Annotated in this window: 19 protein-coding genes; 15 read left to right on the top strand and 4 right to left on the bottom strand. The window is 73.5% G+C overall.

Annotation, left to right across the window (positions count from 1 at the left end; all coding sequences use genetic code 11):
* The first annotated feature begins 183 nt into the window (after positions 1-183).
* The 14 genes from ACF059_RS16460 (at position 184) to ACF059_RS16395 (ending at position 19276) form a co-directional block, all read left to right on the top strand.
* A complete protein-coding gene (locus ACF059_RS16460) occupies positions 184-1263 on the top strand; it encodes a mechanosensitive ion channel family protein (RefSeq protein WP_366869260.1) in 1080 nt (359 codons plus the stop codon).
* Positions 1264-1412: 149 nt separating this feature from the next.
* Positions 1413-2663, top strand: a complete 1251-nt coding sequence (locus ACF059_RS16455) for an ROK family protein (protein ID WP_392057273.1) — start codon at positions 1413-1415, stop codon at positions 2661-2663.
* A gap of 131 nt (positions 2664-2794) precedes the next feature.
* Positions 2795-4129, top strand: coding sequence for an ABC transporter substrate-binding protein (locus ACF059_RS16450; RefSeq protein WP_392057270.1), 1335 nt, complete (start codon positions 2795-2797; stop codon positions 4127-4129).
* Positions 4130-4134: 5 nt separating this feature from the next.
* Positions 4135-5076 carry a carbohydrate ABC transporter permease gene (locus ACF059_RS16445; RefSeq protein ID WP_392057267.1) on the top strand — a complete coding sequence of 314 codons (942 nt, stop codon included), beginning with the start codon at positions 4135-4137 and terminating at the stop codon, positions 5074-5076.
* On the top strand, positions 5073-5918 hold the full coding sequence (locus ACF059_RS16440; protein ID WP_392057264.1) for a carbohydrate ABC transporter permease: 846 nt from the start codon (positions 5073-5075) through the stop codon (positions 5916-5918). Before ACF059_RS16445 ends, ACF059_RS16440 begins: the two co-directional genes overlap by 4 nt.
* A 6-nt stretch (positions 5919-5924) precedes the next feature.
* Complete coding sequence (locus tag ACF059_RS16435; RefSeq protein WP_392057261.1) at positions 5925-7190, top strand: 6-phospho-beta-glucosidase; 1266 nt, start codon at positions 5925-5927, stop codon at positions 7188-7190.
* Entirely contained in the window at positions 7181-8173 is a 993-nt protein-coding gene (locus ACF059_RS16430) for an N-acetylglucosamine kinase (RefSeq protein WP_392057258.1), read from the top strand. The genes ACF059_RS16435 and ACF059_RS16430 overlap by 10 nt, the downstream gene beginning before the upstream one ends.
* A 243-nt stretch (positions 8174-8416) precedes the next feature.
* Positions 8417-9826, top strand: a complete 1410-nt coding sequence (locus ACF059_RS16425) for a hypothetical protein (RefSeq protein WP_392057255.1) — start codon at positions 8417-8419, stop codon at positions 9824-9826.
* 5 nt (positions 9827-9831) lie between these two features.
* Positions 9832-10926, top strand: a complete 1095-nt coding sequence (locus ACF059_RS16420) for a glutamate ABC transporter substrate-binding protein (protein WP_392057252.1) — start codon at positions 9832-9834, stop codon at positions 10924-10926.
* A gap of 122 nt (positions 10927-11048) precedes the next feature.
* Entirely contained in the window at positions 11049-12353 is a 1305-nt protein-coding gene (locus ACF059_RS16415) for a hypothetical protein (RefSeq protein WP_392057249.1), read from the top strand.
* A 5-nt stretch (positions 12354-12358) separates the two neighbouring features.
* Positions 12359-15202: a tetratricopeptide repeat protein gene (locus tag ACF059_RS16410; RefSeq protein WP_392058122.1), complete on the top strand. Its 2844-nt coding sequence runs from the start codon at positions 12359-12361 to the stop codon at positions 15200-15202.
* A gap of 3 nt (positions 15203-15205) precedes the next feature.
* The gene (locus tag ACF059_RS16405; protein ID WP_392057246.1) at positions 15206-16849 is read left to right on the top strand and encodes a protein phosphatase 2C domain-containing protein; all 1644 of its coding nucleotides are present in this window, start codon (positions 15206-15208) and stop codon (positions 16847-16849) included.
* 37 nt (positions 16850-16886) lie between these two features.
* Positions 16887-18212: a VWA domain-containing protein gene (locus ACF059_RS16400; protein WP_392057243.1), complete on the top strand. Its 1326-nt coding sequence runs from the start codon at positions 16887-16889 to the stop codon at positions 18210-18212.
* Positions 18213-18226: 14 nt separating this feature from the next.
* Positions 18227-19276 (top strand): FHA domain-containing protein, encoded by a 1050-nt coding sequence (locus tag ACF059_RS16395; protein ID WP_392057240.1) that lies wholly within the window; start codon positions 18227-18229, stop codon positions 19274-19276.
* A 1-nt stretch (position 19277) separates the two neighbouring features.
* Here ACF059_RS16395 and ACF059_RS16390 read toward each other — a convergent pair whose 3' ends face one another.
* Positions 19278-20279 carry a methyltransferase domain-containing protein gene (locus ACF059_RS16390; RefSeq protein ID WP_392057237.1) on the bottom strand — a complete coding sequence of 334 codons (1002 nt, stop codon included), beginning with the start codon at positions 20277-20279 and terminating at the stop codon, positions 19278-19280.
* A gap of 104 nt (positions 20280-20383) precedes the next feature.
* On the opposite strand from ACF059_RS16390, the gene ACF059_RS16385 reads away from it, so the two are divergent.
* The gene (locus ACF059_RS16385) at positions 20384-20788 is read left to right on the top strand and encodes a globin (RefSeq protein WP_360892718.1); all 405 of its coding nucleotides are present in this window, start codon (positions 20384-20386) and stop codon (positions 20786-20788) included.
* 52 nt (positions 20789-20840) lie between these two features.
* Here the strand turns inward: ACF059_RS16385 and ACF059_RS16380 are convergent, their stop codons facing one another.
* From ACF059_RS16380 to ettA, 3 genes are read right to left on the bottom strand one after another with little or no spacing between them, the layout of a single operon-like run.
* Positions 20841-21563 carry a hypothetical protein gene (locus tag ACF059_RS16380; protein ID WP_392057234.1) on the bottom strand — a complete coding sequence of 241 codons (723 nt, stop codon included), beginning with the start codon at positions 21561-21563 and terminating at the stop codon, positions 20841-20843.
* Complete coding sequence (locus ACF059_RS16375; protein WP_392057231.1) at positions 21560-22024, bottom strand: acyl-CoA thioesterase; 465 nt, start codon at positions 22022-22024, stop codon at positions 21560-21562. Before ACF059_RS16375 ends, ACF059_RS16380 begins: the two co-directional genes overlap by 4 nt.
* A 10-nt stretch (positions 22025-22034) precedes the next feature.
* Entirely contained in the window at positions 22035-23699 is a 1665-nt protein-coding gene (gene ettA / locus ACF059_RS16370) for an energy-dependent translational throttle protein EttA (RefSeq protein ID WP_366866993.1), read from the bottom strand.
* Between the last annotated feature and the right edge of the window lie 100 nt (positions 23700-23799).

The raw sequence follows: 23799 nt of genomic DNA, 5'->3' as shown, positions 1-23799 counted from the left end.
CACTCGCCCGTAACGGGTCGGAGGTGTTTTCAACCACAGTCCAGTCATCCCCAGGTGAGCCTCGTCTCTCCCTCGAACAGGAACCCCCTCGGCAAACATGGTGAAGGGATTGCCCCGTTAGTGTGGTTGGTCTGCCCCGCCCACAGTTCCGCGAGCAGACCGCTATACCTGGAGGTTCCCGTCGTGCCCTGGCCCGCCGCCGCGCTGCCGCTGGCAGCCGAAGTCCCGGACGCGCCCGCCTCGGTCAAGGAGGCGCAGACCAGCGTCACCGAGGCCGCCAGCTTCATCGAGCAGAACTGGGCCACCTGGCTGAGCATCGGCCTGCGGATCCTGCTGATCGTCGTGATCGCGGCCGCGCTGCGCTCGGCGGTCCGCAAGGCCCTGACCAAGCTGATCAACCGGATGAACACCAGCGCGGAGGCGGTCGAAGGCACCGCGCTCGGGGGCCTGCTGGTCAATGCCGAGCGGCGCCGCCAGCGTTCGGAGGCGATCGGCTCGGTCCTGCGTTCGGTGGCTTCCTTCGTGATCCTCGGCACGGCCGCGCTGATGGTCCTGGCGGCGCTGAAGATCGATCTGGCCCCGCTCCTGGCGAGTGCCGGTGTGGCCGGTGTGGCCATCGGTTTCGGCGCCCGCAACCTGGTGACCGACTTCCTGTCCGGCGTCTTCATGATCATGGAGGACCAGTACGGCGTCGGCGACAAGATCGACGCCGGTGTGGCCTCGGGCGAGGTCGTCGAGGTCGGGCTGCGGGTGACCAAGCTCCGCGGCGACAACGGCGAGATCTGGTACGTGCGCAACGGCGAGATCAAGCGGATCGGCAACCTCAGCCAGGGCTGGGCGACCGCGGGCGTGGCCCTCCAGGTCAAGCCCACGGAGAGCATGTCGCGGATCCGCGAGGTGATCCAGGGAGTCGCGGACGGCCTGGCGAAGGAGTCCCCGTGGGACGAGCGCCTGTGGGGTCCGGTGGAGCTGCTGGGCCTGGACGAGGTGCTGCTGGCCTCGATGACCGTGAAGGTGTCCGCGAAGACGATGCCGGGCCAGCAGTTCGCGGTGGAGCGGGAGCTGCGCTGGCGCATCAAGGAGGCCTTCGACGCGGCGGGCATCGGCATCATCGGCGGACTGCCGGCCGGGGACGAGGAGGAGGCCCCGGCGGATCCGTCGGCCTCCGTCGCCCCGCCGTCCGCGCTGGCGAACCCGGCCTCGCCGCAGTCGCTGGCCACCGTCCCGATCCCGCAGTCGGGCGGCCCGCGCATAACCAAGTAGCGGCGCCGGCCGCGCGCCGCCGTACGAGACGGCTTCGGCACGACCCGCTGCCCCGCAGGTGAATCCTGCGGGGCAGCGGCATTGACACAGCTCAGAACGTAATAGGAAACTTACCTAACAGATCGCCTCGGTGAGGGAGAGACCGCTCCATGCCCGCCGCCACGCCCGGAACGCCCAGCCTGTTGCGCGCCATGAACGACCGGGCCGCACTCGAACTCCTGCTGACGCACGGCCCGCTGTCCCGCACCCGCATCGGGCATCTGACCGGACTGTCCAAGCCCACCGCCTCCCAGCTCCTGGCACGCCTGGAGAGCGCCGGGCTCGTCGTCGCCACCGGCACCGACGGCGGCCGTCCCGGCCCCAGCGCCCAGCTGTACGCGATCAACCCGCGGGCGGCCTACGTCGGCGGCCTCGACGTGACCCCCGGCCGCGTACTGGCGGCCGTCGCCGACCTCACCGGCACGGTGATCGCCACCCACGAGGTCCCGTACGCCGAGGGCGCGCAGGCCGTCGACCAGGTGACCGCGGCCCTCGACGGGGCCGCCGCGGCGGCCGGACTGCACCGCGGCGACCTGCGCCGGGTGGTCATCGCCACGCCCGGCGCCTTCGACCCGCAGACCGGCCGGCTGCGCTACGCCAGCCACCTCCCCGGCTGGCACTCCCCCACCCTCCTCGAAGACCTGGCGGCGGCCCTGCCGATGCCCGTCGGGTACGAGAACGACGTCAACCTCGCCGCCGTCGCCGAACAGCGCCTCGGCGCGGCACGCGGCCACGAGGACTTCGTGCTGCTGTGGAACGAGGAGGGCCTCGGCGCCGCCCTGGTGCTCGGCGGCCGGCTGCACCGCGGCTGGACCGGCGGCGCGGGCGAGGTGGGCTTCCTGCCCGTCCCCGGCCGCCCCCTGGTCCGCCAGGTCACCCGGGCCAATTCCGGCGGCTACCAGGAACTGGCCGGCGTGGAGGTGCTGCCCGGGCTCGCCGCGGACCTGGGCGTCGAGCCCGAGCCCGGACCGGTCACCGGGGCCCCGGGCGCCGGACAGGGCGGCGGGCCGGAGAGCCCGCACAGCCCGGAGGTCGCCGCGGCCGTCGCGCTGCTCACCCGGGCCGCCGCCACGCCCGAGGGGCCGCACCTGCGCTTCCTGGAGGCGTACGCCACCGCGCTCGCCACCGGTCTCGCCTCGCTCGTCGCCGTGCTGGACCCGGAGATCGTGGTGCTGGCCGGGGCCGCCATCGGCGCGGGCGGCGAGCCGCTGCGCGCGCTGCTGGAGGCCGAACTGGCCGAACTGGCCCCCTCCCGGCCGCGCCTGGTCCCGGGCGAGGTCCTGGAGCGGCCGGTCCTGCACGGCGCGCTGGAGAGCGCGCTCGCCGCCACCCGCGACGAGGTGTTCGACACCTCCCGCTGACCCGGTCCCCCACGACCCCCGCCCCCGCACGTCCCCACCGGCACCCCCGTCAGCACCCCCTGTCGACACCCCCCATCGGCACCCCCGGCACCCCCCACGGAACGTTCCTCCAGCAGAGAGTGAGCCCCGCCATGCCCAGATCCGGACGCCTGACCACCGCGGCCGCCGTCCTCGCCGTGATATCCGCGCTCGCCACCGCCTGTACGGGGCAGAGCTCCGACACCGCCGCCGACGACCCGAAGGCGGACGTGACCCTCAACTTCTGGCACGGCTGGTCCGCTCCCGGCGAGGTCAAGGCGATCGAGGAGAACATCGCCCGCTTCACGAAGGCGCACCCGAACATCAAGGTCCAGGTCACCGGCAACATGACCGACGACAAGATCAACCAGGCGCTGCGGGCCGGCGGCGACAAGGCCCCCGACGTGGTCTCCTCCTTCACCACCGACAGCGTCGGCAAGTTCTGCAACTCCCGCGCCTTCACCGACCTGAACCCCTTCCTGCGCAAGTCCGGGATCGACAAGGCCAAGGTCTTCCCCAAGACCCTGCTCGAGTACACCCAGTTCGACGGCAACCAGTGCACGCTGCCGCTGCTCAACGACGCCTACGGCCTCGTCTACAACAAGACCGCCTTCGCCGCCGCCGGCATCACCGAACCCCCCAGGACCTGGAGCCAGTTCACCGAGGCGGCGCGGAAGCTGACGAAGCCCAAGGGCGACTCGTACGAGCAGGTCGGCCTGATGCCCACCTTCCACGGCTACGAGACCACCCCCATGCGGCTCGCCGCGCAGTGGAGCCCCACCTACTTCGGCGCCGACGGCTCGTCCAACCTGGCCGAGGACCCCGCCTTCGCGAAGATGCTGACCGCGCAGCGCGACCTGGTCGCCCAGCTCGGCGGCTACGAGAAGCTGGAGCGCTTCCGGAGCACCTTCGGAGACGAATGGAGCGCCGAACACCCCTTCCACACCGGCCAGGTGGCCATGCAGATCGACGGCGAGTGGCGGGCGCCGATGGCCAAGGAGGCCGGTGTCACCTTCGAGATAGGCACCGCGCCGCTACCCGTCCCCGACGAACAGGCCGCCGACTACGGCAAGGGCTACCTCTCCGGCACGATCATGGGCATCGCGGCGGGCAGCAAGAAGCAGAACGCCGCCTGGGAGCTGGTCAAGTACATGACCACCGACACCGAGGCGGTCGTGGCCTTCGCCAACGCCATCCACAACGTGCCCTCCACGCTGGCGGCCCTGGAGTCCCCGCAGCTCCAGGTGAGCCCGGAGTTCAAGACCTTCCTGGACATCGCGCGGCACCCCAAGTCCAGCACCACCCCCGCCCAGGCCGACGGCGGCACCTACCAGCTGACCTTCACCGACTTCGCCTACGCCGTCGAGAAGGGCGAGGTGGCCGACCTCCCGGCCGGCCTCGCCAGGACGGACCAGCAGATCGACACGGACATCGCGAAGGCCAAGTAGCCCCGATGGCCTCCCCCACCCTGCGGACCAAGCGCCGCCGCTCCGCCCTGCGCACGGCGGCCTTCATGTCGCCCTGGCTGATCGGGTTCTGCGTCTTCTTCGCCTACCCGCTCCTGTCCACCGTCTACTTCTCCTTCACCAAGTACGACGGCTTCCGCCAGCCCGCCTTCAACGGCCTGGACAACTGGTCCTACGTCTTCACCGACTATCCGCTCTTCTGGCCCGCCCTGCGCAACACGCTCTGGCTGGTCGTGGTGATGGTCGGCTGCCGGGTCCTCTTCGGCTTCGGCGTCGGCCTGCTCATCACGAAGATCAAGACGGGCACCGGGGTCTTCCGGACCCTGTTCTACCTGCCCTACCTCGCGCCCCCGGTCGCCGCGACCCTGGCGTTCGTCTTCCTACTCAACCCCGGCACCGGCCCCGTCAACACCCTGCTGGACGCGGTGGGGCTGCCCACCCCCGGCTGGTTCACCGACGCCGACTGGTCCAAGCCCGCCCTGACCGCCCTCGCGCTGTGGGGAGTGGGCGACCTCATGGTCATCTTCATGGCCGCGCTGCTCGACGTACCGAAGGAGCAGTACGAGGCGGCCGAGCTGGACGGGGCCGGGGCCTGGGCGCGGCTGCGGCACATCACCCTGCCGAACATCGCGCCGATCATCCTCTTCGCGGTGGTCACCGGGATCATCCAGGCCATGCAGTACTACGCCCAGCCGCTGGTGGCGGGGAAGGTGGCGGCCGGTGTGATCGGCGGCTCGGGCCAGCAGTTCGAGCCCGGCTACCCCGACAAGTCCACCCTGACCCTTCCCCAGCTCGTCTACAACCTCGGTTTCCAGCGCTTCGACTACGGCACCGCGTGTGTCGTCGCGCTCGTCCTGTTCGCCCTCTCCATGGCCTTCACCGCGTTCCTGATGCGGCGCCGCGGCGGACTGATCGGAGCAGGTGAATGACTACGCGCAGCCAGGGCCGCAGGGCGGCCTTGCACTGGATCGGGGTGCACTCGCTCGGCGTGGCCGCCGCCCTCTTCTTCGTCCTGCCCTTCGTCTTCCTCTTCCTCACCTCGCTGATGGGCGACCGGCAGGCCCTGACGCGCGACCTGTGGCCGGACACCTGGGAGTGGGGCAATTACGCCACGGTGTGGCACACCCCGGGCTTCCTGACCTGGTGGCGCAACACCCTCTTGTACGCGGGACTGGGCACCCTGTTGACCGTGGTCTCCTCCGTGCCCGTCGCGTACGCCCTCGCCAAGTTCCGCTTCCGCGGGCGGCGGCTCTCGCTGCTGCTCGTGATCGCCATGATGATGCTGCCGCCCCAGGTGGTGGTCATCCCGATGTACCTCTTCTGGGCCAAGCAGCTCGACCTGTCGGGCACCCTGTGGCCGCTGATCATCCCGATGGCCTTCGGCGACGCCTTCTCCGTCTTCCTGCTCCGCCAGTTCCTCCTGACGATCCCCGACGAGTACCTGGACTCGGCGCGCGTCGACGGCTGCGGGGAGGTGCGCACCCTGCTGCGCGTCGTCCTGCCGATGGCCCGGCCCGGGATCGCCGCCGTCGCGCTGTTCCAGTTCTTCGCCGCGTGGAACGACTACTTCGGCCCGCAGATCTACGCCTCCGACAACCCGGCCGCCTGGACCCTCAGCTACGGGCTGGAGTCCTTCAAGGGGGCGCACCACACCAACTGGAACCTGACCATGGCCGCGACCGTGCTGGTCATGGCCCCGGTGATCGTCCTCTTCTTCTTCGCCCAGAAGGCGTTCGTCGAGGGAGTCACCCTGACCGGCGTGAAAGGCTGACAACGGATGAAACTCGCAGTGGTGGGCGGCGGTTCCACCTACACCCCCGAGCTGATCGACGGCTTCGCACGGCTGCGCGACACCCTGCCGGTCAGCGAGCTCGTGCTGATCGACCCCGCCGCCGAACGGCTGGAGCTGATCGGCGGCCTGGCCCGGCGGATCCTCGCCCGGCAGGGACACCCGGCGCGGGTCAGCACCACCTGCGACCTGGACGCGGGGGTCGCCGGGGCCGACGCGGTCCTGCTCCAGCTGCGCATCGGCGGCCAGGCGGCCCGGCTGCAGGACGAGACCTGGCCGCTGGAGTGCGGCTGCGTCGGCCAGGAGACCACGGGCGCCGGCGGCCTCGCCAAGGCGCTGCGCACCGTCCCGGTCGTCCTCGACATCGCCGAGCGGATCCGTCGGGCCAGCCCGGACGCGTGGATCATCGACTTCACCAACCCCGTCGGGATCGTCACCCGGGCCCTGCTCCAGGCCGGCCACAAGGCCGTCGGGCTGTGCAACGTCGCCATCGGACTCCAGCGCAAGTTCGCGGCCCTGCTCGGCCTGGCTCCGGCCGACATCCACCTGGACCACGTGGGCCTCAACCACCTCACCTGGGAGCTGGGCGTGCGCCGGGGCGGCCCGGACGGCGAGGACCTGCTGGCGGACCTGCTCGCCGCGCACGGCGAGGCCGTAGCCGCGGACCTGCGGCTGCCGCGCGCGGTCCTGGACCGGCTCGGCGTCGTCCCCTCGTACTACCTGCGCTACTTCTACGCCCACGACGAGGTCGTACGGGAGATGGGCGCCAAGCCCTCGCGGGCCGCCGAGGTCGCGGCGATGGAGCGCGAACTGCTCGCGCTGTACGGGGACCCCGCGCTGGACGAGAAGCCGGCGCTGCTGGCGAAGCGGGGCGGGGCCTTCTACTCGGAGGCGGCCGTGGACCTGGCGGCCGCGCTGCTGGGCGACGGCGGCCCGGCGGTCCAGGTGGTCAACACGCTGAACCAGGGCACCCTGCCGTTCCTCCCCGACGACGCGGTGATCGAGGTCCAGGCACGCGTCGACGGCTCCGGCCCGGTCCCGCTGCCGGTGCCCCGGCTGGACCCCCTGTACGCCGGGCTGGTCTCGCACGTGAGCGCGTACGAGGACCTCGCGCTGGACGCGGCGCTGCGCGGCGGGCGCGAGCGGGTCGCCAAGGCGCTGCTCGCGCACCCGCTGGTCGGCCGGTTCGACGTGGCCGAAGGGCTGACGGACCGGCTCCTCGCGCACAACAAGGAGTACCTGCCGTGGGCGTGAGCCGGCCCGCCGTGCTCGCGGTCGACGCGGGCAACAGCAAGACGGACGTGGCGCTGGTCGCGGCCGACGGCACGGTGCTGGGCACCGGCCGGTCCGGCGGCTTCCAGCCGCCGCGCCACGGCGTCGAGGCGGCCGTGGACGTCCTCGGGCAGGCCGTCGCCGAGGCCGCGGCGGCCGCCGGGCTTCCGGCGCCCGCGCCCGGAACCCCGTACGCCGCCCAGGTGTCGGCGTGCCTGGCCAACGCCGACCTGCCGGTGGAGGAGCGCCGGCTCGCGCAGGCCATCGGCGCGCGCGGCTGGGGCGCGGCCACCGCGGTGCGCAACGACACCTTCGCGGTCCTGCGGGCCGCCGTGGACGAGCCGCGGGGGGTCGCGGTGGTGTGCGGGGCGGGCATCAACTGCGTCGGGATGACCCCCGACGGGCGCACCGCGCGCTTTCCCGCGATCGGCCGGATCTCCGGCGACTGGGGCGGCGGGGGCGGCCTGGCCAAGGAGGCGCTGTGGCACGCCGCCCGGGCCGAGGACGGCCGGGGCGAGGCGACGGAGCTGGCCCGGGCGCTGCCCGCGTACTTCGGCCACGACTCGATGGCCGCGCTGATCGAGGCGCTGCACCTGGGCGGGATCCCGGCCGCTCGGCGTCATGAGCTCACCCCGGTGCTGTTCGCGGTGGCGGCGGCCGGGGACGCGGTGGCGCTGTCGCTGGTGCACCGGCAGGCGGACGAGGTCGTGGCCATGGCCGCGGTCGCGCTGGGGCGCCTGGGGCTGCTGGGCGAGGAGGTGCCCGTGGTGCTGGGCGGCAGCGTGCTGGCGGCCCGTCACCCTCAGCTGAACGACCGGATCCGTGCGGCCCTCGCCGAGCGGGCCCCGCGCGCCCTCGTCCGCGTGGTGACGGCGCCGCCGGTGCTGGGTGCGGGCCTGCTCGGCCTGGACGCGCTCGGGTCCCCGCCCGAGGCCCACGGAAAACTCCGTGCCCATTTCGGATGAACCTGCCCCAGGAGCGGCAGGGTCTGGAACCGTGGCGCTCGCGCAGACGTATTCAGGGCTAGAGGCAGACGTACGGGCTGCTGGACGGCCCGGTGCCGTGTGATCGGATCTCCGCGGGAGCGGATCACCCGAGATCCGGTACCAGGTGCTGTGGCCGATCGGCACTACGGCCATACTGCTGCGCAGGGGGTACCTTCCGGCGGTTGTCCGGGGGGGGACGACAGGACCGAGGGGGAGGTCACGGTGGCGATCACATCACGTGCGCCCGCGCCCGGGGGCGGTGTCTCCGTGCCGCCCGCCGCGGCGCCGGCGCCGCCGCCCGTCGCGCCGCCCGGGCGGAGCACCGCCTGGGCCGAGGGCGTGGAGCGGCTGCGCGAGGCCGCGACCACCGAGCCCGGCCGGCTGCGGATCATCGGCGCCGCCCTGGCCGCCCTGATCGTGCTGTTCGGCGCGGTGAGCGCGGTGCAGATCTCCGACCGGGCCTCGGCGGCCGACGACGTGGTGGGCCGCAGCCAGCCGCTGAGCGCGGACGCGGCGAGCATCTACCGCTCCCTCGCCGACGCCGACACGACCTCCTCCAGCGGCTTCCTCCTGGGCGCGCAGGAGCCGCGCGAGGTCCGCCAGCGCTACGAGAAGGACATCGCCAACGCCTCCAGGCTGCTGGTGAGCGCCGCCGCCAACGCCGGCGGCAACGCGGACTCCCGCGAGCAGATCACCCTGCTCAGCGAGCAGCTGCCGCGCTACACGGGCCTGATCGAGCAGGCCCGGGCCACCAACCGGCAGGGCCTGCCGCTGGGCGGCGCCTATCTCCGCTACGCCAACGAGCAGATGACGACCCAGCTGCTGCCCGCCGCGCAGCGGCTGTACGAGGCGGAGACCGCCCGGCTCTACACGGACCACGACGACGCCCGGTCCTGGCCGCTGGCCTCGCTCGGTACGGGCCTGCTGGCGATCGGCGCCCTGGTGTGGGTGCAGCGGCGCAACTACCGGCACACGAACCGGGTCTTCAACCACGGGCTGGTGGCCGCGACGGCCGCCTCGGTGGTGGTGCTGCTGTGGCTGGCCGTGGGGCACACGGTGGCGCGGTCCTCGCTGAGCGAAGCCCGGGCGGACGGGCAGGAGTCGATGAAGGTGCTCAACGACGCCCGGATCGCCTCCCTCCAGGCGCGCGCCGGTGAGAACCTCACGCTGATCGCGCGGGGCGCCGTACTGGCCGAGGACAAGAAGTCCGACAAGTACGACGTGGACTTCACCAACAACATGAAGCAGCTGGACGCCGGCCTGGCGCTCGCGCTGCACCTGGCCGACGACGAGGCCGGCCGGGAGCCCGTGAGCCGGGCCGTCGGCGGCGTCGAGCAGTGGAAGCAGCGGCACGCGGCGGCCCGGGAGGCGGACTTGAAGGGCGACTACGAGGCCGCGCTGCCCCAGGTCGTCGGGGACGAGACGCACAAGGAGAGCAGCGGGGCCGCCTTCGACACGGTGGACGCCTCCCTGGAGCAGGCGGTGGCCCACGAGCAGCGCGAGTTCACCCGCTCGGCCCGGGACGGCCTCGACGCGCTGGGCGGTCTGGTGGCGGGATCGGCGGTCCTGGTGGTCCTCGGTGCGGCGGCGGCTCTGCTCGGTATCGGGCGCCGGCTTTCGGAGTACAGGTGAGAGCGATGCGGATACGGGCGGGGCGGGCCGCGGGCCACGAGGGGTACGAGGGCCGTGCGGGCCGTGAGGCGCACGGGGCGGCCGGGGGCGCCGTGCCCGGGCTGCGCCGGGCCGCGGGCCGGCTGCGCGGCTGGGGCGGCGTGAGCGCGATGGCCGCAGCCTGCGCCATGACGGCCGCGCTGGCGCTGCTGCCGCTGGCCCACGCCACGCCGGACACCGGCCGCCCGGCGGCGGTCCGCGAGCCCGCGTCGCTGGCCGCGGCCCCCGCCACGCCGTGGGTGCTCTCCGACACCTGCGCGGACCCGGAGGCGAGCCTGCGCCCGTCGGGCGTGGACGGGGCGGCGATCGCGCGGATCAAGGCGGCGGGCAAGCTCGTCGCGGGCGTGGACCAGAACAGCTTCCGCTGGGGCTACCGCAACCAGACGGCCGAAGGCGGCCTCGACGGCTTCGACATCGACCTGGTCAAGGCCATCGCCAAGGACATCCTCGGCGACGAGAACGCGGTCATCTACCGGGCCATCCCCACCAGCCAGCGGGTCCCGGCCCTCCAGGAGGGCCGCGTCGACATCGTCGTGCGGACCATGACCATCAACTGCAAGCGGCTGGAGGACGTCGCCTTCTCGACGGCCTATTTCGAGGCGGGGCAGCAGGTGCTGGTCCCCAAGGGCTCGCCGATCACCGGCTACGACTCCTCGCTGAAGGACAAGCGGATCTGCTTCGCCGCCGGTTCGACGGCGCAGGCCGCGCTGACCTCCCAGTCGTACGGCTCGGTGCCGGTCACCGTGGCCAACCAGCTGGACTGCCTGGTCCGGCTCCAGCTCGGCGAGGTCGACGGCATCGTCACGGACAACGCCCTCGCGGCCGGCCAGGCGGCTCAGGACCCCTCGGTGCGGCTGGTGGGCTCGCCCTTCACCCGCGAGTTCTACGGTGTGGCGATGAACAAGGACGCCTCCGATCTGGTCCGCCGGGTCAACAAGGTGCTGGAGAACTACCGGGCGGGCGGCAGCGGCAGCCCGTGGATGAACTCCTACCGCAAGCACCTCGAGCTGGTGCTGCCCGGTGTGGCGGCGCCGCCGGCGCCCAAGTACCGGGACGGCTGAGGCCGGTGACGGTTTCGGGCACGGGACGGGGCGCAGGACCGGGCGCGAGGCGGGACACGCAGGCGGGCACGGAGGCGGCAGCGGAAGCGGAGGCACAGTCGGTGGAGCCGGGGGCGGCATGGATGGACCGGGACGAAGTCGACCGCGCCCTGGTCCGGCTGGGCGCGGAGCACGAGGCCGTGGAGACCTCGCTGCTCGCCCTCCAGGACCACGCGGGGCGCAGGCTGCTGGAAGGCGCCGCGCTGACCGGGGTGACCAAGGAGCGGTGGTCGGCCGCCGACGCGGACATCACCCGGCTGTGGACGTACTTCGACGCCTACAGCGGGGCGCTGACCGCCGCCCGGGAGGTCCGCGAGCGGCGCCGCTGGCCGAACCGCGACGACCTGATCGAACTGACCGAACGGCTGCGCGGGCCCGGGGTGCTGATCGCCGGGGCCGCGGCGGAGGGCGTCGCGCTCGCGGAGCGCCTCTCCCTGGCCGAGCTGGTCGCCCGGATGAACGCGCTGTACGCGAGCTCCCTGGACGTGGTGGTCGCCGCCGACGCGGTGTGGTCGACGCTGCCCGCCCGGATCGACCTGCTCGCCGCCGAACTGCACCGCACCCGCTCGCTGGCCCACTCGGTGGGCGTGCGCCCGGGCGAACACCCCTCGGGCGACGACCTGGAGGACATCACCGCCGAGCTGACGCTGCTGCGGGAGCAGGTGATCGCGGACCCGCTGGCGTTCTGGCTTCCGGCGACGGGCAGTTCGGCGCCCGGCGGCGGCCGTCCGGACACCGGGCGTTACGACCGGGCCGCGCTCGCGCTGGAGGACGTACGCCGGGAGGTCGAGGCGGTGCTGGACGTCCGGCAGGACTCCGAGCAGCGGCTGATCAGCCTGCGGGACGTGCTCTCGCGGGCCGACCGGACCCTGGCGGAGGCGCGGACGGCACGCGGCGAGGTGCTGGCGAAGATCGCCGCGTCGGAGGTGCCCGCGGTGAGCGGACCGCCGACGGTCCTGCAGGAGCAGCTCGCGGCGGCGGCCGAGCACCGGCGCCACTCCCGCTGGCACCGGCTCTCACCGCTGCTGGAGTCCCTGGAGGAGCGGGCCGAGGAGGAACTGCGCCGGGCCCGTGAATCGTTGACCGCGGTGACGGCTCCGCTGGCGGTTCGGGCCGAGCTGCGCGGGCGCCTGGACGCGTACAAGGCGAAGGTGGCCCGGCACGGTCTGGCGGAGGACCCGCTGCTGATCGAGCGGTACGACACGGCCCGGCGGATGCTGTGGAGCGCGCCCTGCGACCTGCGGGCCGCCGAGCAGGCGGTGCTGCGCTACCAGCAGGCGGCGGCGGAGTCCCTGGCTCCGCAGCAGCCCCGACCGCAGGACCAGCGGCCCGAGCAGCCGCACGACGAGGAACAGCGGCCCGACGGGCCGGGGAAGGAGGACGCATGAGCCTGATCGCGACCACGTGCGTGCGTCCCGGCTGCCCGGGGGCGTACGAGGACATGGGCGGCGGCGAGCTGTACTGCGACACGTGCGGCCTGGCGCCGGTCGGCGCGGTCTCGGCGGGCGCGGAGGAGCTGGTGTCGCCGCCGACCGGGATGACGAGCGCGGCCCGCGGCTCACTGGGCTCCGGCGGGTCCCGCGGATCCCGGGGGTCGCAGGGCTCCCACGGTTCGGCGCGCTCCTCGGCCTCGGCCCGCTCCTCGCGGTCCTCCACCTCCCGCCGCTCGGTGTCGGGGCGGCTGTCCCGGGCCCTGTCGGGGACCGCGTCCACCCGTTCGGTGTCGGTGCGCAGTTCGGGCTCGGCCTCGTCCTCGGGGCGCAGCCGGCTGGGGGCCGGGCTGGTCACCGTGCCGGAGGTGCCGCGGCCGAACCCCTCGACGGCGGTCCTGGACAACCCGGAGGTGCCGGAGCGCAAGCGGTTCTGCTCGCGCTCGGACTGCGGGGCTCCGGTGGGCCGGGCCCGCGGCGACCGGCCGGGCCGGACGGAGGGGTTCTGCACCAAGTGCGGGCACCCGTACTCCTTCGTGCCCAAGCTGAACGCCGGTGACGTGGTGCGCGGTCAGTACGAGGTGGCGGGCTGCCTGGCGCACGGCGGGCTGGGCTGGGTGTACCTGGCGGTGGACCGCGCGGTCGCGAACCGGTGGGTGGTGCTCAAGGGCCTGCTGGACACCGGGGACCAGGACGCGATGGAGGCCGCGATCTCGGAGCGGCGCTTCCTCGCGGAGATCGAGCACTCCAACATCGTGCGGATCTACAACTTCGTGGAGCACCTGGACCAGCGGACCGGTTCGCTGGACGGCTACATCGTCATGGAGTACGTCGGCGGCAAGTCGCTGAAGGAGATCGCGAACGAGCGGCGCCGGCCGGACGGGCGGCGTGACCCGCTGCCGGTGGAGCAGGCGTGCGCCTACGGCATCGAGGCGCTGGAGGCGCTCGGCCACCTGCACAGCAGAAACCTTCTGTACTGCGACTTCAAGGTCGACAACGCGATCCAGCAGCAGGACCAGCTGAAGCTGATCGACATGGGCGCGGTGCGGCGGATGGACGACGTGGAGTCGGCCATCTACGGCACGGTGGGCTACCAGGCACCGGAGGTCGCCGAGCTGGGCCCGTCGGTCGCCTCCGACCTCTACACCGTGGCGCGGACGCTGGCCGTGCTCACCTTCGACTTCCAGGGCTACACCAACGTCTTCGTGGATTCGCTGCCGGACCCGGAGCACATCGAGGTCTTCAGACGGTACGAGTCCTTCTACCGGCTGCTGGTGCGGGCGACCGACCCGGACCCGGGGCGGCGGTTCGCCTCCGCGCAGGAGATGGCGGACCAGCTGACGGGCGTGCTGCGGGAGGTGGTTGCCCTCCAGACGGGCCGGCCGCGGCCGCAGCTGTCGACCCTCTTCGGTCCGGAACTGCGCGTCCCGGACACCCGGCTGTTCGCCGACGCGGCGGGAACGGCCGTGTCCCGCCTGGGCTACCGCACGCCCGCCCCCCGGCGCGGCGGCGGGCTCCTCGGCGCGCTGGGCCGCGGCCGGACGGCGACCGGGGCCCCCGCGCCCGCCGGGACGGCCCTGCCCGCGGACCCGGGCGGCGCGGCCCTGCCCGCGGCGGCCCCCGGCTCCTGGACACCGGGCGCCGCGCCCCTCCCCGGGGCGCCCGCGACGCCGCTCCCGCCCGGGCATCCCGCCGGGGCGCCGCTGCCCGCGCTCGGGAGCGCGGCCACGCACGTGGCGGGCGCCCCGGTGCCCGGTCCGCGGCCCGCGCCGGCGGGCCCGCTGCCGCCGTCGGCTCCGGCTCCGGCCACGGCCACGGCCACGGGCAAGGGAGCGGGCTCCGCCCTTGGCGACGGACCGTCACCCGTGTCCCCGCTGGCCCTCGCGGGGGCGACCGCCCGTGACACCGCGCTGGCCCTGCCCGTACCGCTGGTGGACGCGGGCGACCCGAACGCCGGTTTCCTGACCGGCCTGCTGTCCTCCGCGCCGGGCGAGCTGCTGGGCGCGCTGGGCGCGGCGCCCGCCCCCGATTCGGCGGAGCTGCGGCTGCGGGAGCTCCGGGCGCGCCTGGAGCTGGGCGAACTGGCCGCGGCCTCCCGGACCCTGACGGAGCTGGAGGACCGCCACCCCGACGACTGGCGGGTGGTGTGGGCCCGCGGCATCGCCTCGCTGGCCACCGGGGACGACGAGGTGGCCGCCCTGTCCTTCGACGCGATCTACGACGCCTTCCCGGGCGAGCCCGCGCCGAAGCTGGCCCTCGGGGTGTGCGCGGAGGTGCTGGGTCAGCTGGACAACGCCGCCGAGTACTACCGCCTGGTGTGGATCACCGACCCGGGATTCGTGAGCGCGGCCTTCGGGCTGGCCCGGGTCCAGTTGGCCGCCGGTGACCGGGACGCGGCCGTGCGCACGCTGGAGTCCGTGCCCGAGGCGTCCATCCACTACACCGCCGCGCGGGTGGCCGCCGTACGCGCACGTCTGCGCGACCGGTCCCCTGAGGAGCCGCTGCTGGCCGACCTGGCGGCCGCCGCCGACCAGGTGGAGGCCCTGCGCCGGTTCGGGCTGGACCCCGAACGCCAGGAGCGTCTCGCCACGGAGGTTCTGGGCGCGGCCCTGGACTGGGTACTGTCGGGTAGCCGGGGTTCCGACCCCGGCCGGACCTCGCTGCTCGGCAGTCAACTGGACGAGCGGGGCCTGCGCTTCGGACTGGAGCGCTCGTACCGCGTGCTCGCACGGCTGGCCCGGCGTGGCGAGGAGAGGATCGAACTGGTGGAGCGGGCAAACCGTTTCCGTCCCCGGACGTGGGTGTGATTGATGTCGATGCATCGGCTGTCGGGCTGCCCCAGCTGCGCGGAACCCCTGGAGGAGGGTGACCGTTTCTGCGGCGTCTGCGGCTACGCCGTGACCACTCCTCCCCCGGCCGCGGCGGTGGACCACCCGACCGTCCCCCTCCCGACGGCTCCGCCGGCTCCCCCGTCCCCGCCGGCGTCACCGGTCGCCGCGGGCGGCTACGGGGCCCCGGCCGCGGGCGGTTCCCGCACCGGCGCCGAGCCCGCCCCCGGCTGGGGCAGCGTCGCGGCGGCCGCGCCGACGCTGGTCGGCGAGCCGGGCGGCTGGGCCGCCACCCCGCCGGAGCCCGCGCCCGAGCCGGAGCCGACGCCCGCGCCTGCGCCTGCGCCCGAGCCGGAGGCCGTGCCCGTCGCCCAGGCCCCGTACGCGGCCGCCGGCCACGAGAACCCGTACGGCGGCCCCGGCACGCCGCCGGAGGGAACCCCGTGGGGCGCCGCGCAGCACCCGTACGGCGCGGCTCCCGACGGCCCCCAGGCTCGGTACGACCTGCCCGGCGGCGGAACTCCCCCGGACGGGACCTCTCCGGGCACTCCTTCGGGCACTCCTTCGGGCGGGGCTCCCTGGGGCGCCGCCGAAGGCCTGTACGACAGCGGAGAGAGCGCCCCCGGCGGCCACCCCGTCGCATCCGGCGGGCCCACCGCCCCGGCCGAGCCCCCGCAGGGCGGCGGCGGGAGGACCTGCGTCGCCTGCCGGGCCGGTCACGTGGACCCCGACGGGTACTGCGAGCACTGCGGGCACGCGCAGCCCCGGGAGCGTGACCACCTGGAGGAGGAGCTCGGGAGCGTCGCGGCCGTCAGCGACCGGGGGCTGCGTCACCACCGCAACGAGGACTCGTTCGCCGTGTCGGCCACCGCCCTGCCCGACGGCTCCGCCGCCACGGTGGCGATCGTCTGCGACGGCGTCTCCTCCGCGAGCCGCCCCGACGAGGCGTCGGCCGCCGCGGCCGGCGCCGCCAACGAGGCGCTGCTCGACGCGCTTCCGCGCGGGGCGCACCCGCAGGAGGCCATGCACGAGGCGATCCTGGCCGCGGCCGCCGCGGTGAACGCGCTGGCCCCGGAGGTCCCCGGCGCGCAGAACGCCCCCGCCTGCACCCTGGTCGGCGCCGTCGTCAGCGGCGGCCTGCTGACCATCGGCTGGGTGGGCGACAGCCGTGCGTACTGGGTGCCCGACGACCGCGCCGCCCTGCCCCGCCGCCTCACCGAGGACGACTCGTGGGCCGCCCAGATGGTCGCCGCCGGCCTGATGGGCGAGGCCGAGGCCTACGCGGACGTCCGCGCGCACGCGATCACCGGCTGGCTGGGCGCGGACGCGTACGACCTCGAACCGCACACGGCGACCTTCAAGCCGGACCACCCCGGCGTGATCGTGGTCTGCACCGACGGCCTGTGGAACTACGCCGAGTCCGCGCGGGAGATGGCCCAGGTGCTGCCCGCGGACGCCGCCACCCGCCCGCTGCACAGCGCGCAGGTACTGGTGGGACACGCCCTCGACGGCGGCGGACACGACAACGTCACTGTGGCGATCGTGCCGTTCGCCGCGCACCCCGAGCAGGAACCGGGACCGGAAGCGGAGCCGCGCCCGGCAGCACAACCGGAAGCGCGCCCGTAGGTCTGACCCGCCTGCCCAAGCCCTAGGAGTCCCACCGATGGCGAACTTCGCCAAGCCGAGCGCCCCGCGGTTCAGCGTGGAGGTGTACCAGAACGAGTTCCTCCCCGAGGGCGGGCGCGACGTCCACGCCATCGTCACGGTCACCTCCACCGGCGGCGCCACCGCCACCCGTGCCACGCCCGTCGACGGCTCGGCAGCGGTTGTGATCATGGTCGACTGCTCGGGGTCCATGGAGTACCCGCCGGACAAGATGCGCGGCGCCCGCGAGGCCACGGCCGCCGCCATCGACACCCTGCGCGACGGCACCTCCTTCGCCGTGATCGCCGGTACGCACGTGGCCAAGGAGGTCTACCCGGGCCAGGGCCGCCTCGCCGTGGCCGGCCCGGCCACCCGCGCGCAGGCCAAGGAGGCCCTGCGCGGGCTGAGCTCCGGCGGCGGCACCGCGATCGGTACGTGGCTGCGCCTCGCCGACGGCCTGCTGCGCCAGGCACCCGCCGTCATCCGGCACGGCATCCTGCTCACCGACGGCCGCAACGAGCACGAGGAGCCGGAGTCCCTGCGGGCCACCCTCGACGCCTGCGCGGGCCGCTTCACCTGCGACGCACGCGGGGTGGGCACCGACTGGGAGGTCAAGGAGGTCACCGGGATCGCGAGCGCGCTGCTCGGCTCCGCCGACATCGTGGCCGACCCGGCCCACCTCACCGAGGACTTCACGCGCATGATGGAGAACGTCATGGGCAAGGAGGTCGCGGACGTCGCGCTGCGCCTGTGGACCCCGGTCGGCGTGGAGATCCAGTACGTCAAGCAGGTCGCACCGGCCGTCCAGGACCTGACGGAGCGCCGTACGCAGGCGGGCCCGCGGGCCGGTGACTACCCGACCGGGTCGTGGGGCGACGAGTCCCGCGAGTACCACGTGTGCGTGCGGGTGCCGAGCGCGGCCGTGGGCCAGGAGATGCTCGCCGCCCGCGCCTCGCTCGTACTGCCGGGCGCGGCGGGCGAGCCCGCGGCCGTCCTCGCCCAGGGCCTGGTGCGCGCGGTGTGGACGAACGATCTGGCCGCCTCCACCGCCATCAACCCGCAGGTCGCGCACTACACAGGGCAGGCGGAGCTGGCGCAGGCCATCCAGCTGGGACTGGAAGCCCGCAAACTGGGCGATGTGGACGGGGCCACGGCCAGGCTCGGCCGGGCCGTTCAGCTGGCGAGCGCCTCCGGAAACGCCGACACCGCGAAACTCCTCGCGAAGGTGGTGGATGTCGTCGACGCGGCTGCGGGTACTGTGCGGCTGAAAGCGAAGGTCGCCGATGCCGACGAGATGACTCTTGAAACGCGTTCGACACAGACCGTCCGAGTGAAGAAGACCTGAGAAGACCTGACGCGATGACGCAGGGAGAAGAAGGGGGAAGCGCCGCCATGCCGACCTGCCCGAACGGGCACCAGTCCGCCTCCGACGACTGGTGCGATGTCTGCGGCCACCGCATGGCCGCCCCGGCGGGCGCGCCCGCGGCGCCCTCCTACGGCTACGGCTACCCCCCGGCCGCCGGTGAGCCGACCGCCCAGGCCGAGCTCTGCCCGCAGTGCCGGACCCCGCGCGAGGCCATGGCCCCGTTCTGCGAGGAGTGCCGGTACAACTTCCTGACGCGCACGCCGACCTCCTACGCCCCGCCGGTCCCGGACCACGCGCCCCAGGGGACCGGCGCCGGCGGCCCGCCGCCGCCCCCTCCGCCGCCGCCCGTGCCCGCTCCCGGGAACTACGCGCAGGACCACTTCGAGTACCAGGGCTCCCGGCCGTCCCGGGTCAACCGCCCGGCCGAGCCGCTCCAGCGCGAGGACGACTGGCTGCTGCCGCCGCCCGCATCCGAGCCGGCGCACGAGTACCAGCAGCCTCCGCAGCCGCAGTACCAGCAGCAGCCCCCGCAGCCGCAGCAGTACCAGCAGCAGCCCGCGTACCAGCAGCAGCCTTCGCAGCAGCAGCCGTCCCACCAGCAGCCTCCGCAGCACCAGCAGCCCCTCCCGCCCCAGGGCGGTGCCTGGAGTGCGACGATCGGCCCCGACCGCTCGTACTTCATGGCGATGATGCAGCGCAGCGGCCCCGAGGCGGCCGGGCTCAACCTGCCCGCGTACTCCCCGGAGCAGCACCTCGCGCTGTCCGGCGGCCAGATCACCATCGGCCGGCGCCGCGCCTCCACGGGCGAGTCCCCCGACATCGACCTGTCGGTGCCCCCGGAGGACCCGGGCGTCTCCCACCAGCACGCGGTCCTCGTCCAGCAGCCCGACCTCAGCTGGGCGGTGGTGGACCAGAACTCCACCAACGGCACCACGATCAACGGCGGCGAGGAGCCGATCCAGCCCTACGTGCCCGTCCCGCTCGCCGACGGCGACCGCGTCCACGTGGGCGCCTGGACCACGATCACCATCCGCCGCGGCTGATTCACGCCTCGCCCAGGGGCCACACGTAGGGCCCCTGGGGGTCGTCGAGCCACGCCCACTGGCCGCCGGGGCCGACCGTCACCCCGAAGCGCTCGCGGGCCGGCCGGCCCTCGCCGCGCCACAGGTCCAGGGCCTCGCGGGGGTGCAGGACGCCCGCGGTCAGCACGAGCATGAACTGGAAGCGCTCGTTCTCCACCAGCTCGTACGGAAGCCCGTGCGCCGGGTCGGCCGGGTCGGGCGGTGGCTGCGCCGTGGCCCCGCGCAGCGGGACGAAGTACGCCGGCGTGTGCAGGAAGCGGCCCTCGGCGAAGTCGGCGTCCCGCACCGTGAGCGCGATCAGCCCCGTTGACAGCGGGGCCAGGATCCGGGCCCCCGGCCGGCACTGGGCGAGCCAGGCGTGCGGGATCAGCGGCAGCGTGCAGGTCACCATGATCCGGTCGAAGGGGGCTCGCGCGGGGCAGCCGCGCGCCCCGTCCCCGGTGACCACGGCCGGGTGGTAGCCGAGCCGGGCCAGGTGCGTCCGGGCCGACTCGGTGATCTCCTCGTCCAGGTCCACGGTGGTGACGTGCTCGTCGCCGAGCCGGTGGCAGAGCAGCGCCGCGTTGTATCCGGTGCCCGCGCCGATCTCCAGGACGTCGTCGCCGTCGCGTACGTCGAGCGCCGCCAGCATCTTCGCCATCAGCGAGGGCTGGCTGCTGGAGGAGACCAGGCGGCCGTCGCGCAGCCGGGTGGCGAGGGGGGTGTCCACGTAGACGCCGCGCAGCCAGCGGGCCCGGCGCTCCGGGTCGGGGTCCTCGGCCCAGAGCCGTTCGTGACCGGCGCCGCGGCCGGTCCAGAAGTAGGGCACGAAGACGTGCCGGGGCACGGCTTCGAAGGCCGCCCGCCAGCGTGGGTCCTCCAGCACTCCGGCGGCGGCCAGCTCCCGTACCTGGGCGGCGTGCGCGGTCTCCCGCAGGTCCCTGATCCCGGTGCGGGGGGTGGTGCGAAAGGTGTGTGCGCCCATGCCTCCACTGTCCTGCGGGCGGCCCGCGCATGCGAGCCCGGGCGGGGCCGGGGAGGGGTCCTAGGACTCGGGTCCTCCGTCCGGGCGTCTGAGACGATGGTCGGGTGAATGAGATTCCGCGGGGCACGCTTCAGGAGCAGACCTTTTACGAGCTGGTGGGCGGCGAGGACACCTTCCGCCGCCTCGTCCGGCGTTTCTACGAGGGGGTCGCGCAGGACCCGCTGCTGCGCCCGATGTACCCGGAGGAGGACCTGGGGCCCGCCGAGGAGCGGTTCGCCCTGTTCCTGATGCAGTACTGGGGCGGTCCCACCACCTACAGCCAGCATCGCGGCCACCCGCGCCTGCGGATGCGGCACGCACCGTTCCGCGTGGACGCGGCGGCCCATGACGCGTGGCTGAAGCACATGCGGGTCGCGGTGGACGAGCTGGGCCTGGCGCCGGAGCTCGAAGCGCAGCTGTGGAAGTACCTGACGTACGCCGCCGCGTCGATGATCAACACGGCGGACTAGACGTCGGACGGACCCGGGGGGCGGCGGTTCGGGAGGCCGGGGGGCCGCCGGTTCAGACCGGCCGGACCTGGAAGGCGCCCAGGCCGCCGGTGGCGCCGGGGCGACGGGTGGCGACCGAACCGTACGGGGTGCGCAGCCGCAGCCAGCTCCCGGCGGCGAGCAGCGCCAGCGGCTCGGGCCCGGCGGGCGCGGGGGCGGCGGACGCGGGGGCGGCCACGGTGGCCCGTACCGGCCGCAGGAAGCCCAGGGAGTGCGCCGCGTGCACGGCGCGCAGCGGGAGCTCGGTGTCGCCCAGGCAGCGGGACCAGATCTCGCGGCCGATGCGGTCGCGTTCGGAGCGGGTCCGGTGCTGCGGGGGCAGCGCCTCGTCACGGGCCCGGAACTCGGCGACGGCGGCCGCCACAGCCCGTCCCATGGCCTCGGGGCCGGGCAGCCCCGCGAGCTGCCGCCAGCCCCCGCGCGGCGGGAGCACCCCGGTCCAGGGCGGTCCGGTGACCGCGCGGGGCACGGTGACGGCGGCCGTGGCCTCGTCCACCGACTCCAGCAGCTCACCGGCGGACACGGTCACGTCCAGCGGCGCCGCGACGGGTGCGGCGAGCCGCACCGTGCGGACGGCCAGGACGTCGAAGGACGGCGGCCGCCCGAAAACGGCGACCGCGCCGCCCCCCGCCTGAAGGCGGACCGCGGCGGCGCGGTCGTAGTGCACCAGCCGCCCCAGGAAGGCGGCGAGGTCCGCCGCCTCCCCGGAGTCGGCGAAGTGCAGCTGCTCGTTCATGCCGCGAGGCGCCCTTCGGAGCCGTGCCGGACCTCGGGCGCGTCCATGTACTCCTCCAGGAAGCGCCTCTCCTCGGCCGTGATGCGGCGGGGCCGCCCCGCGGCGAGGTCGTAGGGCACGACCACGGTCTCGGCGCGCACGTAGACCGTCTCGGGCGCGTCCGCGGTCGCCTCGTCCTTGACCTCGTAGCGGATGGTCAGCGAGGCGGCGCCTATCCGGGTCACCCAGGACTCGATGAGGACCGGCTCGTGACGGTGCACGAGGGGCAGCTTGTAGTCGATCTCGTGACGGGCCACGACGGAGCCGCCCGTGAACGATTCGCTGCCCTCCCCCGGCGCGAGGCGGAACATGAAGTCGATCCGCGCCTCCTCCAGATAACGGAGGAAGACGACGTTGTTGACGTGCCCGAAGGCATCCATGTCCGCCCAGCGCAGGGGGCACCGGTAGTGGTGTCTGGCCATGACCGCTGCCTCAGCCTCGCGTGAGCTTCTTGTAGGTGGCGCGGTGCGGACGGGTGGCGTCCGGGCCGAGCCGCTCGACCTTGTTCTTCTCGTACGACTCGAAGTTGCCCTCGAACCAGAACCACTTGGACTCGCCCTCGTACGCCAGGATGTGCGTGGCGACGCGGTCCAGGAACCAGCGGTCGTGGGAGACGACCACAGCCGCACCGGGGAATTCGAGGAGCGCGTTCTCCAGCGAGCCCAGGGTCTCGACGTCGAGGTCGTTGGTGGGCTCGTCGAGGAGCAGCAGGTTGCCGCCCTGCTTGAGGGTGAGCGCGAGGTTCAGGCGGTTGCGCTCACCACCGGAGAGCACGCCGGCGGCCTTCTGCTGGTCCGGGCCCTTGAAGCCGAACGCGCTGACGTACGCGCGGGAGGGCATCTCGACGTTGCCGACGTTGATGTAGTCCAGCTCGTCCGACACGACCGCCCAGAGGGACTTCTTGGGGTCGATGTTGGCGCGGCCCTGGTCCACGTACGAGATCTTGACGGTCTCGCCGACCTTGATCTCGCCGGAGTCCGGTGCCTCCAGGCCCTGGATCATCTTGAACAGCGTGGTCTTGCCGGCGCCGTTCGGGCCGATGATGCCGACGATGCCGTTGCGCGGCAGCGTGAAGGACAGGTCGTCGATGAGGACCTTGTCGCCGAACGCCTTCGAGAGGTTGTTGACCTCGACCACGATCGAGCCCAGGCGCGGGCCCGGCGGGATCTGGATCTCCTCGAAGTCGAGCTTGCGCATCTTGTCGGCCTCGGCCGCCATCTCCTCGTAGCGGGCGAGGCGGGCCTTGGACTTGGCCTGGCGGCCCTTGGCGTTGGAGCGGACCCACTCCAGCTCTTCCTTGAGGCGCTTGGCGCGCTTCTCGTCCTTCTTGCCCTCGACCTTGAGGCGCTCGGCCTTCTTCTCCAGGTAGGTGGAGTAGTTGCCCTCGTAGGGGTGGGCGCGGCCGCGGTCGAGCTCCAGGATCCACTCGGCGACGTTGTCGAGGAAGTACCGGTCGTGGGTGACGGCCACGACGGCGCCCTTGTACTGGGCCAGGTGCTGCTCCAGCCAGTTCACGGACTCGGCGTCGAGGTGGTTGGTGGGCTCGTCGAGGAGCAGCAGGTCGGGGGCTTCCAGCAGCAGCTTGCAGAGCGCCACGCGGCGCTTCTCGCCACCGGAGAGGTTGGTGACCGGCCAGTCGCCGGGCGGGCAGCCCAGGGCGTCCATGGCCTGCTCCAGCTGGGCGTCGAGGTCCCACGCGTTGGCGTGGTCCAGGTCGTCCTGGAGCTTGCCCATCTCCTCCATCAGCTCGTCGGTGTAGTTCGTCGCCATTTCCTCGGCGATCGCGTTGAACCGGTTGAGCTTGCCCTTGATCTCGGCGACGCCGTCCTCGACGTTCTCCAGGACCGTCTTGGACTCGTCGAGCTTGGGCTCCTGCATGAGGATGCCGACGGAGTAACCCGGCGAGAGGAAGGCGTCGCCGTTGGACGGGTGCTCGATGCCCGCCATGATCTTGAGGACGGTGGACTTGCCGGCGCCGTTCGGGCCGACAACGCCGATCTTCGCCCCCGGCAGGAAGTTCAGGAAGACATCGTCAAGGATCACCTTGTCACCGTGCGCCTTGCGCGTCTTGCGCATGGTGTAGATGTACTCAGCCAAGAGAAACCGTCCGGCAGATCGATGGTGGGCAGATACACCCCATCTTGCCTGACGTCCATACCCACGGGCGAATGGGTAGGTCAGAGGCGTTGAGCTGCGG

The organism is Streptomyces sp. NPDC016562, from assembly GCF_043076955.1.
Taxonomy (GTDB): Bacteria; Actinomycetota; Actinomycetes; order Streptomycetales; family Streptomycetaceae; genus Streptomyces.
Note: the sequence above shows the minus strand (reverse complement) of the source record. Positions and strands in the feature narration are given on the sequence as shown.